Annotated in this window: 15 protein-coding genes; 4 read left to right on the top strand and 11 right to left on the bottom strand. The window is 57.6% G+C overall.

The features are described 5' to 3' along the window. Positions 1-19: 19 nt before the first annotated feature. The 10 genes from K2184_RS04175 to ivbL form a co-directional block, all read right to left on the bottom strand. Positions 20-319, bottom strand: a complete 300-nt coding sequence (locus K2184_RS04175; RefSeq protein ID WP_017145203.1) for a helix-turn-helix domain-containing protein — start codon at positions 317-319, stop codon at positions 20-22. 9 nt (positions 320-328) lie between these two features. Continuing rightward, the gene (locus K2184_RS04170) at positions 329-670 is read right to left on the bottom strand and encodes a type II toxin-antitoxin system RelE/ParE family toxin (RefSeq protein ID WP_049128706.1); all 342 of its coding nucleotides are present in this window, start codon (positions 668-670) and stop codon (positions 329-331) included. Positions 671-921: 251 nt separating this feature from the next. Beyond that, complete coding sequence (locus K2184_RS04165; RefSeq protein ID WP_004116616.1) at positions 922-1,374, bottom strand: DUF1198 domain-containing protein; 453 nt, start codon at positions 1,372-1,374, stop codon at positions 922-924. A gap of 177 nt (positions 1,375-1,551) precedes the next feature. Then, entirely contained in the window at positions 1,552-2,943 is a 1,392-nt protein-coding gene (gene uhpT, locus K2184_RS04160; protein WP_004107098.1) for a hexose-6-phosphate:phosphate antiporter, read from the bottom strand. Positions 2,944-3,088: 145 nt separating this feature from the next. After that, a complete protein-coding gene (locus tag K2184_RS04155) occupies positions 3,089-4,408 on the bottom strand; it encodes an MFS transporter (RefSeq protein WP_004107101.1) in 1,320 nt (439 codons plus the stop codon). A 9-nt stretch (positions 4,409-4,417) separates the two neighbouring features. Continuing rightward, complete coding sequence (gene uhpB / locus K2184_RS04150; RefSeq protein ID WP_439237722.1) at positions 4,418-5,899, bottom strand: signal transduction histidine-protein kinase/phosphatase UhpB; 1,482 nt, start codon at positions 5,897-5,899, stop codon at positions 4,418-4,420. A 17-nt stretch (positions 5,900-5,916) separates the two neighbouring features. After that, entirely contained in the window at positions 5,917-6,510 is a 594-nt protein-coding gene (gene uhpA, locus K2184_RS04145) for a transcriptional regulator UhpA (RefSeq protein WP_004107112.1), read from the bottom strand. 178 nt (positions 6,511-6,688) lie between these two features. Further along, positions 6,689-6,979 carry an acetolactate synthase small subunit gene (ilvN, locus tag K2184_RS04140; protein ID WP_004107116.1) on the bottom strand — a complete coding sequence of 97 codons (291 nt, stop codon included), beginning with the start codon at positions 6,977-6,979 and terminating at the stop codon, positions 6,689-6,691. 3 nt (positions 6,980-6,982) lie between these two features. Further along, positions 6,983-8,671 carry an acetolactate synthase large subunit gene (gene ilvB / locus K2184_RS04135; protein WP_024274843.1) on the bottom strand — a complete coding sequence of 563 codons (1,689 nt, stop codon included), beginning with the start codon at positions 8,669-8,671 and terminating at the stop codon, positions 6,983-6,985. A gap of 102 nt (positions 8,672-8,773) precedes the next feature. Next, positions 8,774-8,869 (bottom strand): ilvB operon leader peptide IvbL, encoded by a 96-nt coding sequence (gene ivbL, locus K2184_RS04130; RefSeq protein WP_163524725.1) that lies wholly within the window; start codon positions 8,867-8,869, stop codon positions 8,774-8,776. A gap of 583 nt (positions 8,870-9,452) precedes the next feature. Between ivbL and tisB the strand changes: the two genes are divergently transcribed. From tisB to emrD, 4 genes are all read left to right on the top strand, one after another. After that, positions 9,453-9,542 (top strand): type I toxin-antitoxin system toxin TisB, encoded by a 90-nt coding sequence (gene tisB / locus K2184_RS04125; RefSeq protein WP_004107126.1) that lies wholly within the window; start codon positions 9,453-9,455, stop codon positions 9,540-9,542. Between the two features lie 70 nt (positions 9,543-9,612). Next, positions 9,613-10,059 (top strand): GNAT family N-acetyltransferase, encoded by a 447-nt coding sequence (locus tag K2184_RS04120; RefSeq protein WP_016807673.1) that lies wholly within the window; start codon positions 9,613-9,615, stop codon positions 10,057-10,059. Positions 10,060-10,129: 70 nt separating this feature from the next. After that, positions 10,130-10,963 (top strand): DMT family transporter, encoded by an 834-nt coding sequence (locus K2184_RS04115; protein WP_049591448.1) that lies wholly within the window; start codon positions 10,130-10,132, stop codon positions 10,961-10,963. 177 nt (positions 10,964-11,140) lie between these two features. After that, positions 11,141-12,325, top strand: a complete 1,185-nt coding sequence (gene emrD / locus K2184_RS04110; protein WP_004107131.1) for a multidrug efflux MFS transporter EmrD — start codon at positions 11,141-11,143, stop codon at positions 12,323-12,325. Between the two features lie 245 nt (positions 12,326-12,570). On the opposite strand, the gene dsdC is transcribed toward emrD, so the two are convergent. Next, the gene (gene dsdC, locus K2184_RS04105; RefSeq protein WP_004107132.1) at positions 12,571-13,500 is read right to left on the bottom strand and encodes a DNA-binding transcriptional regulator DsdC; all 930 of its coding nucleotides are present in this window, start codon (positions 13,498-13,500) and stop codon (positions 12,571-12,573) included. Between the last annotated feature and the right edge of the window lie 217 nt (positions 13,501-13,717).

Genomic DNA, 13,717 nt, shown 5'->3' with positions numbered 1-13,717 from the left:
GACAACAAGGTTCGCTGGATTAAAGATGGAATGCGATTCGCTTGCCGCCTGGCAGCTTAACATCAATACTTAACTCACCCCCGAGCGCCGCAACGTACCGCTTCAGCGTTGACAGGCGGGGGTCGTTATCGGCCTGCTCCATTTTAGCAATGGTGGGCTGTTTAACACCCATAGCCTTAGCCAGCTCGGCCTGAGACAAATTCAGCTCCTCCCTTAACATACTTAAAGCGATAACCTGACGCATCGCTTCGACTTTTTCAGCAATACGCGCCTGGCTTTCCGGGCTCTGTTTGGCCATTAATTCTTTAAGGGTCGCCATATTTTTTCCTTACTGATTAAGGTGCTTACGGTACTCAGCATCTGCAAGCTTGATCATATCTTTATAGAATCTCTTTTCATTTAACCCTGTTTTATCTCCGGCACATAACAGGATGCCACGACGAGAAGGATCAAATACAAAGAAAGCGCGGATCGGGCTACCTTGATGCTGAACGCGTAACTCTTTCATATTCGAAAAAGCAGAATCGTTTACTGTATCCGCAAACGGCCTTCCCAGTTGGGGGCCATACTCGGATAAGATCACCATAGCGGCGAGCATATCCTCTTTGAGTGCTTCGGTCTGCGCCTCAAACCACTTGTCGAAAACCTCCGTTGTTTCAACATTCCACATCAGCGATCCCTCATAGCCAATAAGCTATAAGCAAATTATAGCCTATTAGCTATAAAAACAATCCACCTCTTTGTAAAATGATTTATGCAGTGGTTAATCTGCTTTCAGGTATCGCCGTCGTCAGGCCACCCGTTAACGATGATTTCATTGGAAGTAAGGACAGATGATGCCACTTTGAGGTGATGACTTTTGCATAGTTGGTCTCGTCAGGAGGAGTTTTAACGAAGCCAACAGTGCACAGGGAAGCGCTATCAGTGTAGCCAGTGGACCCCATCTTCGGGTAAAAACAGCGTGTTATAGCGCTCCTGTAAAGCGTGCAGCTCGCTCACTTCCGGCTCCAGCTCGCGAAGGAAACCTTGCGCGAGGCGAATTTGCGCTTCGGTAATTGGCGCCGCGAGGCGGGCCTTTTTCATCAACCGATACCAGTAATGCAGGTTCTGCTCGCTGCCGTCGACGATAGCAGTCTGCCAAATCAGCAGTACCTGAGCGGCATTTTGCAAATGCGCTTCATTCGGCCGTTCCAGGTAGCGCAGATACTCGTTACCGGCCGTTTTTCCCAGCTGATCGATCATCGATTCCAGCGGTACCGGCGTAATGCCTAACCGTTCGCTCAGACGGCGAATCGCACGGCGTGAATCAGAGGTAAGCACCCGAAATCCCACAACAAATACCACTATCAGCGTGGCCAGTCCTAACCAGATCATGCATCCTCTCATTCAATCGCAGCACCACTATCATAATGGGAAATTGCCCGCTGTCGACTGTCGGTGGTACCAGAATGTGACTTATCGCGACCTCGTCTCGCTATCATCAAACCGCCCGGCAAGAGGTATAAAAAAGCCCGGCGCAAAGGCCGGGCAAAGTGACTCACACCCAATGACTCAGGCAGTCTGCAAAGTTTGTGTCTTTTTCTGACGGCGGATTTTACGTTCTTCAAACACCGCAACGATGGCCATCAGGCAGATGCAGCCAATTGCCGCCGCATCCAGCGCCGCAAAGGTCCCCGCCCAGCCGGTGAGGCCAAAAATCGGCGTTCCGTCGGCGATCATCCCGAGGCCGAGCTTGGCGAAGCTATCGCCGATCAGATAGGCAAAGGTGCCCTTGATCCCGTCGGCTGCGCCAATCGCTTTTTTCGGCACAAAGCCTACTGCGGCAACGCCGATCAGCAGCTGCGGGCCAAAAACCAGGAAACCCAGCGCAAACAGCGATGCGAGATAAACGTACTGGTTACTGGCGTGCTGATAAACCCCAAGGGTGGCGATAATCAGCGCCAGCGCAATGCAGGCTACCAGCGCCCGACGACCGTTTGCCAGATCCGACAGCCAGCCCCATAGCAGCGTGCCGACCAGCGCGCCTACTTCAAAAAGGGTAAAGCCCTGAATCGCCACTTCTTTGGAGAGCTTCAGCTCCTGGAAAGCGTAAACGGTGGACCACTGGTCAATGCCGATGCGCACCACGTACAGAAAGATGTTGGAGAAACACAGCAGCCAGATGACTTTGTTCTTCAGCACGTACTCGACAAAGATCTGCCATTTGGTCATGGCGTTCTCTTCCGTCTCTTTATCCTCTTCGCTGATCTCTTCGCCAAACAGCTCTTCGGCGTTACCGAGACCGTAAGATTCCGGGGAGTCGCTGCCGAAGCGCAGGCCGATAAAACCGACGATTAGCGCAATAATCGACGGGAAGATAAACATCCCGATGACGTGGCCGTCGAACAGGTAGTTCGCGCCAAACAGCGCCACGCCCGCGGCGCCGGCGCCGCCGAGGTTGTGAGAGATATTCCAGAAGCCGAGGAAGGTGCCGCGTTTACGGCGGGGCGTCCACTTGGTAATGGTCGAATAGCTGCACGACCCGCCGGTGCTCTGGAAAAAGCCGCTCAGGGCGTAGAAGGCGATCATCAGGAACAGGCTGGTCGACCCCGCGCCCATGCTGGCGCTGAAGCCGAGCATACAAATGGCCGAGAGGATCAGCATAAACGGCAGGAACTGCTTGGTGTTCTTACCGTCTGCGTAGTAAGAAACCAGCGTTTTACCCACGCCGTAGGTGATAGAGAACCCGAGGCCGATCATCCCCAGCTGCGTCATGCTCAACCCGTAGGTGGAGATCATGTCGTTCTGCGCGATATTAAAGTTTTTGCGGATCAGGTACATGGTCAGATAGCCGATGAAAACCACCAGATACGACTGCATGAACGGTTTGAACCACATTTTGCGCCGCGCTTCGAGCGGCAGGTCCAGGGTAGGCTTGCGCACCTGGTTTAAGAAGGCCAGCATGATTGGGTGACTCCTGAGCTGATTTACTACCTGCGAATAGCAGGCATTGTAAAAATCAGCCGGAAGACCCGCCTGAGACAGCGTCCAGGCGAAACCGGGAAAATTTCTTAGTTTTACGCCATTCGGCGGAGAAAGGTGAGGCAGATCACGCTTCTCGCGGCGCCTGGGCATTTAGAAACGGCAGCAGCAGCAGAGCAGAGATGCCGGCAGCAATGGCGATGACCACGAAAAAACCGCTCCAGTGCCAGATCTCCATGACCTGCGCCAGCGGCCAGCCGGAGAGCGACGCGCCAAGATAGGCAAACAGCCCGACAAAGCCGGTTGCCGCCCCCGCCGCCTCTTTGTGCGAGCACTCCGCCGCCGCCATGCCAATCAGCATCTGCGGGCCAAAAACGAAAAAGCCGGCGGTAAAGAAACAGGCCGCCTGCATCACGTAGCTGGCGAACGGCATCAGCCACAGGCCGCCGACCGACAGCAAAATCCCGGCGGCGAAAATCAGGTTCATCGGCCCGCGATTGCCGTTAAACAGCTTATCCGAGCCCCAGCCCGCCACCAGCGCGCCGATAAAACCGCCTACCTCGAACATGGTGACCGCAGAATTCGCCGTGACCAGATCAACGCCGAGCGTTTCCGACATATAGAGATTGCCCCAGTCGTTAATCGCTGCGCGCACCACATACACCAGCACGTAGCACAGCGAGAGCAGCCAGATATAGGGATTCAACAGCACGTATTTGGTGAGGATCTCTTTGCGGGTCAGCCCTACCCCTTCCTGCTGCTGGGCAATCTCCAGTTCATCGTGACGCCAGTCGCCTACTGCGGGCAGCCCTACCGCCTGCGGCCGGTCGCGCAGCCGCCAGCAGAGAAACAGCCCGGCGAGGATCGCCAGCATGCCGGCAATCATCATTCCCGTTCGCCAGCCGTAGTGCAGCGCCGCCGCGCCAACCACCATCGGGATCAGCGCCCCGCCGACGTTATGCGCCGTGTTCCACAACGCCCACCAGCCGCCGCGTTCGGTACGCGAATACCAGGCCGTCAGCAGACGCGCGCACACCGGCGACCCCCAGCCCTGGAAGAAGGCGTTCAGGGCCCACAGCAGCGCGAAGGCCCACAGCGAAGTGGAAAAGCCAAACAGGATATTCACTACGCCGGTGGCGACCAGACCAATCCCCATAAAATAGCGAGCATCAGAGCGGTCGCTGACGATACCGGAGAAAAACTTCGATAGCCCGTAGGTGATGTAGAACAGCGTTGCCAGCAGACCGATATCGCTACGCGTCAGTACGTTGCTGGCGAGGATTTCAGGCACGGCGGCATTAAAGCTTTTACGCGTAAAATAAAACAGCGCATAGCCCAGCCAGATGGTCAGCAGAATATGTCGACGCCAGTAGCGGTAGCGCTCGTCCAGCGCCTGTTTATCGGTAATCGGCGGAGCATCGGGCGGAGATTTCAAAAAGGCAAACATCGTCGTTCCTCAGGCGTAGCGCAGCGGCAGGCTGACGCAAACGCGGGTGCCGTGGGTGCAGGAGATGGTTAAGGTGCCGCCCAGCGCGCTGACGCGTTCGCGCATGCCGGTGAGGCCAAAGCCCTGCTGACCGGAGCCCGGCGGCAGGCCGCAGCCGTCGTCCTCCAGCACCAGCATTAGCCGCTGCTCCTGCTGCCAGCCCTGCAGCGTGACGGCGCTGGCGCTGGCGTGTTTGACAATATTATTCAGCCCCTCCTGACAAACGCGGAACAGGGTGACTCGCTGGTTTTCACTCAGCAGCGACTCATCAATACGCCACTCCAGATGGCTGACCATACCGCGATCCTCCAGATCCATTTCGCGCATCAGCGAGCGAACCGCCTGCTCAAGCGTCAGATCGTCCAGCTGGCGCGGGCGCAGGCGGCCCAGCAGGCGGCGCACCGAATCATAGACGCCGAGCGAAAGCTGTTCAATCAGCTGCCCGCTCTGCCTGACGCTGGCGCTGTTCGGCGCCAGACGCTGGACGATCCCCGCCTGGGTGCGGATGGCGGTAATGGTCTGGCCGATATCATCGTGCAGCTCGCGGGCGACCTCGCGACGTACGCTCTCTTCGGTTTCCAGCAGGCGTTCCGCCAGCCGCTGGTTACGCACCAGCTCGTTTTGCAGCGACTGGTTCAGCTCGCGCAGCCGCTGAATGCCGGCGCCCAGCAACAGGCCCGTCAGGCTTTGCGCCAGCAGCGAAAGCAATAAATCCACCGGGTGTTCGTGCCAGGTCTGGCTGGCGATCAGCGCGATAGCGTTCATCAGGGTCGCGATCAGCGCGCCCTGCCAGCCGTAATGCCAGGCCAGAGCGATAATCGGCAGCGCCAGGCAGAAGGGCGTAAATCGTGAGAGCTCGGCGGGTAGCCCCAGCTGAAGCCAGAGGCTGACGCTGAACAGCAGCAGGTACCAGATAAGATGCCGCCCGCGCCAGTTCACCGGCTGCGAGACCAGCGATGGCCCCAGCGGCCGCCAGACGGTGCTGGTGAGATAGTGCCAAATCACCAGGCAAGTGGGGGCCAGCGTCAGGCCGCCGGTCAGGGTCAGCAGCAGCGCGTTCAGCCCCTCTTTACCCTCCAGCAGCCACGGCAGCGACTGAAGCAGCGCAGCGGCGATCAGCGCGCCCCCCTGGCGCAGCAGGGTGAGCCAGTCGCGCTGCTGACGATAGCGCGAGATCAGCGCCACCGGCAGCAGGGTTAACAGGCTTCCGGTCATCAATATTATCGGGTGCGCCAGCGCAACTTCCTGCGCCAACCAGAGGATCAGCAGCCACTCCGCGCCCAGCAGAACCGGCCAGTAGCCGCGCGGGCACTGCAGCATCAGGCCAAGACGCAGCCCGAAGGGAAACAGCAGCACCGCAAGATCGGCACGCTCTACCAGGTGCAGGCTGATGCTCCACAGGCAAAACAACGCGGCGGAAAAGATAAAGCAACAGCCGATAACCGAGAGCAGCCGGGAGAGAAAGGCGTTCATTGCCAGCTATCGAACATGCGGCGCGCCAGCTCAACGTCGTTGCTGACGCCCAGCTTTTCCAGCAGATTGGCACGATGAACGTGCACGGTTTTTGGCGACAGGCCCAGCTCGGCGGCAATCTCCTTTACCGCCATCCCCTGCGCCAGCTTTTCCGCCACTTCGCGTTCGCGTTTGGTCAGCGGGTCCCGTCGTCCGGCCGCCAGCTTCATGGCGATATCCGGCGTCAGATAGCAGCCGCCGGCCGCCACGGTGCGGACGGCAGCGATCAGCTCATCCGGGCTGCAGCGCTTGGAGAGAAAACCGCGCGCGCCGGCGTTCAGCGCCTGCTCCACCAGCGCCGGACTGTCGTGCACCGACAGCATTACGATCGCCATTCCTTTCGGTAGCTGGCTTAACAGCTCAAGCCCGGAGATATCCGGCATCGAGATATCGCAGATGCAGACCTGCACGCCGCGGCCGGGCAGCCCCGCCAGCGCTTCGCGCCCGGAACCGAATTCTGCGACGACCTGAAAATCGGCTTCCAGCCCCAGCAGTTGGGCAAAGCCGGAGCGGACGATAAGATGATCGTCAATAAGGGCGATTGTGGTCATGGCGATTCCTGGGAGGATAAAAAACGCGCTTACCTTAACGGTATAAACGTCATCCTTCAAGCTGCCTCTGTCCCCCAGTCGCTTACCTGAGTAAGCGCCCGGGGATGCTCATACTTGCCGCCCTGATGCGGCTTGAGTGATTTTGTCTATCGCGCGCCGCGGTTCAAGCCGCGAGCGATTATTCGAAGAACACCGCAATTTTGCTGAACATGGAGGGATCGGACTGATTGCGTACCACTTTCTCAACGTCTTCCAGCTTTTCAATCTGACTAATCATCTGCCCGAGGCGCTGATCGTCGTTGACCAGTAGCCAGATGCGGCTCTGGTTGCTGTCCTGAATTGGCAGACAAAGAATGCCTTCCACGTTAAATGCGCGGCGGGCAAACAGGCCGCAAACGTGGGTCATCACGCCGGGATGGTTGCGCACGGTGAGCTGTAGAATAACGTTTTCATGAGTCGCTTGTTGCATGGCTTATTCCCCCACCATTTCAGTATTGGCCGCACCCGGCGGTACCATCGGATACACTTTTTCTTCAGCATCGATACGCACGTGGATCAGCGCCGGACCCGGGCGATCGATAATCGCCTGCAGCGCCGCCTGCGGGTCGGCTTCATTATTTAAATCACAGGTTTGCAGACCAAAACCGGCGGCAATCTGCATAAAGTTGACCATGCCAGGATAGGTTGCGGCGAATACGCCCTGCTTATAGAACAGGCTCTGCTGCTGATAAACCAGCCCCAGCGCTTCGTTATTCATCAGGATAATTTTCACGTCCAGCTGATTTTCCGCCGCGGTAGCCATTTCCTGAATGTTCATCATCAGGCTGCCGTCTCCGGAGAAGCAGATGACCTTGCGCTGCGGGTTAGCCAGCGCCGCGCCTACCGCGGCAGGCAGACCAAAGCCCATGGTGCCGAGGCCGCCGGAGGTCAGCCACTGGCGCGGACGGTTCAGCGGATACGCCTGCGCGACCCACATCTGGTGCTGGCCGACGTCGGTGGTCACGATTGCCTCATCGTCAACGCAGGCGGCAACGGCGTTAATCAGGCCATAGTGGGTAAGCGGGTCTTGCTCCTGCGGAATGGTGCAGGGGAACTCCCGCTGCAGATCGGCCACCAGCTGCAGCCATTCGCTGCGCGGCTGCGCCTCGACCTGCGGGATCAGCTGCGCCAGCACTTCGCCAACATCGCCCTGAATCGCCACGTGCGGCTGTTTGATTTTACCCAGCTCAGAGCGGTCGATATCAACGTGGATAATTTTCGCATTCGGGCAGAATTGCTCGGTTTTCCCAATCGCCCGGTCATCAAAACGCGCCCCTAAAACAACCAATAAATCAGCCTCTTGCAAAATAAAATTGGTGCTGCGCGCGCCGTGCATCCCCAGCATGCCCAGCGACAGCGGATGCGCTTTCGGCAGCATCCCCAGCGCCATCAGGGTCTGGGTGGTCGGCAGGTTGGCTTTTTCCGCCAGTTGGCGAATGTGCTCAGGCGCGTTGATCACCCCACCGCCCAGATAGAGCACCGGACGCTGCGCGGCGTTAATCATCGCCGCCGCTTCACGCACGCTGGCGCTATCGAACATCGGAGCCGCCGTACGGGCGCCGGGTTCCGGCAGGGCATCGAGCTCAATGGTCGCGGCCTGAACATCCTTAGGAATATCTATCCACACCGGCCCTGGTCGCCCGGACTGCGCGATGCGAAACGCGTCGCTCATCACCTGCGGCAGCTCAGCAATGTTGCGTACCAGATAGTTATGTTTCGTGATGGGGATAGAGATACCGTAGGTGTCAACTTCCTGGAAAGCGTCGGTGCCGATCATTGAGGCCGGAACCTGGCCGGTAATGCACACCAGCGGAATCGAATCCAGACGGGCATCGGCGATAGCGGTGATCAGGTTAGTGGCTCCCGGACCGCTACAGGCCATACACACCGCCGGTTTGCCCTCGGTGCGCGCCATGCCCTGGGCGATAAATCCCGCGCCCTGCTCGTGACGCGCCAGAATATGGCGGATCTGAGTGCTTTGACTTAACGCATCGTAAATCGGAAGGATGGAGCCGCCCGGAATGCCGCTGACCGTAGTGATCCCCTGACGCTCCAGTAAATGAACGACTAACTGTGCGCCAGTGAAGCGCATTTTTTGTGATGTTGTGCCCGAACTTGCCATGCTCCAGTCCTTTTATTCTGGGCCGACTTACCGGGGGGCATGAAACGAAAAACCCCGCTCGGTTTGCGCCGGCGGGGTTTGGAATTCGTGTTGTTCCGGACCCTACGGCGCGTTGCCGACGACGACCACCACAGACACGACGACCACCGCGGCAGGCGCGGTTAGTAGTAGGGTCGAAGACAGCGTGGTAGCGTTCATTAGGGACCTGTTGTCTCAAAAAAGGGAATGAATTTATACAAACACAGCTTTTGTCATTTCACAATGGATTTATTTTCAACCAGGAAAAACTGCGCGGAAGATCACATTAATTTGCGGCGGGATAAAAACAAAAAACCCCGCCGCGGCGAGGTTTTCTGCTCGGTGTTTTACGGTTGGTGGCCGCAAGCACACTGTATTACGTCAACGAAAAAAGTATACGCGATCGGGGAAGAAGGCGCAATTTTCACGACGGTTTTTGCTGATTTAGAGTATGGATCGCGTATGCAAATTTGTCCAAAAAATACTGTTCATATATACAGTATTCATTCTATACTGAGGGGGTACGCAGGGTGAATCTGGGGCCGCACTTTTACCGGCGCAAAAAAAAGTCCTGGCTGAAACGGGTGGTGCCGTCAGCGCCTTAACCCCAGAAGAGCACACTGTGTTACGTCAACAAATACCCCGAATCATTTAGCCCGCAACCCACTGGTCGCGCCTGAATGATGACGGGTATACCCTGGCTGGCAACAGGCGGCGGAAAGGTACGCCAGCCGGTTGTGCTCCTGAACCAGAGGAGACGCGTATGGGCGGAGTGGATATCGTTGTTCTGATCCTGAAACTCATGGTTGCCGTGTTGCAACTACTTGATGCAGTCCTGAAACAGTTCCGCTGATTCAGGTTCAAGTCGCACCTGAGAGGGGCGGGAAACCGCCCCTCTACAGGCTAACCTGACGGAGAAAATTATGGCCCCCTTGTTGATTGCCGCCATCACCCCGGACGAACCCGGTTTTTCGGCACTACGCGCCGAAAGCCTGACGCAAAACCTGAATATGCTGGGCCGCCTGGCGGAGAACTGGCAGAGCGGGATAAACCGCTTTAACGCGCCGGGAGAAAAGCTGCTGGGCGCTTTTGCATTTGGGCAGCTGGTTGGGGTTTGCGGGCTCAATGTCGACCCTTTTAGCCAGCAGCCGCGAGCCGGCCGCATCCGCCATTTATATATCGGCGAGCGCCACCGTCGGCAGGGGATCGGGCATCAGCTGCTGGTCTCGGTTATTACCCACTCCGGCGCCAGCTTTGATTTTCTCAACACCCATGCGCCGTCAACGGCCTGGTCGTTTTATGAAAATCTGGGATTTCGCCCGGTCTATGATGAACCGCGGGTCACCCATCGCCTGTTTTGTTCGCTCTAGCTGTCTCTGGTTGCCAAAGCGCGCCCATGTTACAGTCCAGTGACGATTTATCCCCCAGCGCCAGGCTGCAATGACCATTACCGTATTCTGTATATTGCTGTTCGCCGCCCTGCTTCACGCAAGCTGGAACGCTATCGTTAAAGCCAGTGGCGATAAAATGTACGCGGCGATTGGCGTTAGCGGCTCTGCCTCGCTCCTCGCCCTGGTTTTGCTCCCTTTTGCCCCCCAGCCGACGCTGGCCAGCGTGCCGTTTCTTGCTGTCTCCTGCGCGCTACAGGTGGTGTATACGGTGCTGGTGGCGAAAACCTATCAGGTCTCGGATATGAGCCAGACCTATCCGCTGATGCGCGGAACCGCGCCGCTGCTGGTGGCGATAATCAGCGTTATCTTCCTTGGCGACCACCTCTCTCCGCTGGCGTGGCTGGGCATCGGCGTCATCTGCCTGGCGATACTGGCAATGGCGTTTAACGGCCGATCCCGTTCAAGCACCGGTATCCTATTAGCGCTGATCAACGCCTGCTTTATTGCCGGTTATACGCTGGTAGACGGAACCGGGGTGCGGCTTTCAGAAACCGCACTGGGCTATACGCTATGGACCTTTTTTATGAATGGCTTCTGTCTGCTGGGCTGGGCGATGATTGCCCGACGCCCGCAGGCCAGCCGCTATCTGCGCCAGCACTGGAAGAAAGGCCTGGTCGGCGGCGTTGGCACTATGGGTTCTTATGGCCTGGCGCTGTGGGCAATGACCCAGGCGCCGCTGGCGGTGGTCGCCGCCCTGCGCGAAACCTCAATTCTTTTTGGCGCGGTTATCGCGTTTATCCTGTTGAAAGAAAAGATGGTTCCATTACGCATCGTGGCTGCCTGCGGCATTGCCGCCGGGGCGATTCTGCTGCGGCTGTCGTAAACCACACATGGCAACATTAGTTGCCGATTGTTGTTTACAAAACCTGCCTGAACATCCCCGATAATCCCCCCTTACAGGGTTGTTCTGTCATTTTAATATGGTAGATTCCTCCATCGTTTTGCGGATGTGCCAGTCACATATTCTTTACCTTCAACTTTCTACAAAGTATTCATCGACATGAAACGGCATAAGAACTTCAATTTGTTGTTGATGCTGGTACTGCTGGTGGCCGTCGGCCAGATGGCGCAGACCATTTATATCCCGGCGATTGCCGATATGGCGGTATCGCTAAACGTGCGTGAAGGCGCGGTACAGAGCGTGATGGCCGCTTATCTGCTGACCTACGGCGTCTCGCAGCTTTTCTACGGCCCGCTCTCCGATCGCGTTGGCCGGCGTCCGGTGATCCTCGTTGGGATGTCTATTTTTATGCTGGCGACGCTGATTGCCATTACCACCCATAGTCTGCCAGTGTTGATCGCCGCCAGCGCACTGCAGGGAATGGGTACCGGCGTCGGCGGCGTGATGGCGCGTACCCTGCCGCGTGACCTGTATGAAGGCGCGCAGCTCAGGCACGCCAATAGCCTGCTGAATATGGGAATTCTGGTAAGCCCACTGCTGGCCCCGTTGATTGGCGGTATTCTTGATACCTTGTGGAACTGGCGGGCCTGCTTCGTATTCTTGCTGATTCTTTGCGCTGGCGTCACCTTCAGCATGGCGCGCTGGATGCCGGAAACCCGGCCCACCGGCGCACCGCGCACCCGTCTCATCACCAACTATAAAACGCTGTTCGGTACCGGCGCGTTCAACTGCTATCTGCTGATGCTGATCGGCGGCCTCGCGGGCATTGCCGTATTCGAAGCCTGTTCCGGGGTGCTGATGGGGGCGGTGCTGGGACTGAGCAGTATGTCGGTCAGCATTCTGTTTATTCTGCCGATTCCGGCGGCGTTCTTTGGCGCCTGGTTTGCCGGGCGGCCAAACAAACGCTTCCCGACGCTGATGTGGCAGTCGGTGATTTGCTGCCTGCTGGCGGGCGTGCTGATGTGGATACCGGGCCTGCTGGGCGTGATGACCGTCTGGACCCTGCTGGTTCCTGCTGCGCTGTTCTTCTTTGGCGCAGGAATGCTGTTTCCGCTGGCGACCAGCGGCGCGATGGAACCTTTCCCGTTCCTTGCCGGCACCGCCGGGGCGTTAGTGGGCGGATTACAAAACATCGGTTCCGGCGTGCTGGCGTGGCTGTCGGCGATGATGCCGCAAACCGGCCAGGGCAGCCTCGGCCTGCTGATGATGCTGATGGGATTGCTGATTCTGCTGTGCTGGCTGCCGCTGGCATCGCGGTTTCATCAACATCAGCAGCCGGTTTAAGGCTTCTTTGCGGGTTCCCCGGGTCGCGGCGCGGCGCGTCTTACCCGGGCGACAAAATGACGGACGCCGGTAAACCCGTAGCCCGGCGAAGCGCAGCGCAAGCCAGGAAGCGGTGGCGAATTATCAGCCCCGGCATATTTCCCGGAGGCGATGCTGCGCATCTGTCCGGGCTACCGGCCCCCAGACGGCGGTAAACCCGTAGCCCGGTCATACACAGCGCCACCGGGATGAAACTAAGCCGGTCATCATAATTGTGCCTGGCTCTGCAGCCAGTGGATAAAAGCATCGATTTTCGGCCACTGACGGCCCGGCAGGGTCGTCACGTAGTAGTGCTGATGGCATTTCAGGGTCATCTCGCCGAACGGCGCGATCAGTTCTCCGCTCTCCAGGCGCTTTTGCACCAGCCGCTTACGCCCCATCGCCACGCCGACGTGATTCATCGCGGCAATCACCGCTAAATCCGAACGATCGAAGCCAATACCCGACGATTGCGGCAACTCGATGCCGAATGTCTGCGCCCAACTGAACCACTCATCGGTGCCGGAATCGTTACTCCAGGCCTGACGATCGTGCAACAGCGTACAGTGGCGAAGATTGCCGGGATTCTGCGGTAGCTGATGCTGGCGCGCGTAGTTCGCCGTGCAGACCGGCACGATGGCCTCATCCATCAGAAAATGGTGGCTCAACTGCGATGAAGGCGCATCATCGAAGTAGATCGCCAGATCGATGCCCGCACGCTGCATATTAACGTTATCGTTGCCGGTCAGCACGGTGAGCGATATCGACGGATAGCGGCGGGTAAAATCGCCGAGCGCAGGCACCAGCCAGCACTGGGCGATGGACGGGCGCGAATACACCGTTAAGGTTCCCGACAGCTCCTGATTTTTAATATCCAGAATCTCCTGGTTTAAGCTATCCAGCGAGGACTTCAGCGCCCAGTACACCCGCTTACCTTCATGCGTCAGCTCTACCTTGCGATGCGAGCGCACAAACAGCTGGATCCCCAGCTCTTCTTCCAGCTGGTTGATACGGTGGCTCACCGCGCTCGGCGTCAGCGACAGTTCCTCCGCCGCCAGCGCAAACGACTCATGCCGGGCGGCGACTTCAAAGGTATACAGCTTCGATAGCTGCCAGCCGTTAAGCAGGCGAGTGCCTAACTCTTTTAGCGTCTCCATCTCTTACTCCTTCACTATTCCCCGCCGAGTGTAAGAAATTTTTCGCGCCAGCTGCGCGTTAAAGATGAATAAAAGTGATTCATAGCACACATAACAGACAATTTTAGAGCAAAATCACCTTTTTGATTCAATCTGGTTCATCTTAAGGGCCGTTTATATCGTTTGTCAGCAGGCGCCGTTTTTCTGTTCAATAGCGATAGATTATTCACAGGCGAGG

Origin of the sequence: Klebsiella sp. K5-306 (genome assembly GCF_051835185.1) — a bacterium.
In the GTDB taxonomy this organism is placed as follows: domain Bacteria; phylum Pseudomonadota; class Gammaproteobacteria; order Enterobacterales; family Enterobacteriaceae; genus Klebsiella; species Klebsiella oxytoca.
Note: the sequence above shows the minus strand (reverse complement) of the source record. Positions and strands in the feature narration are given on the sequence as shown.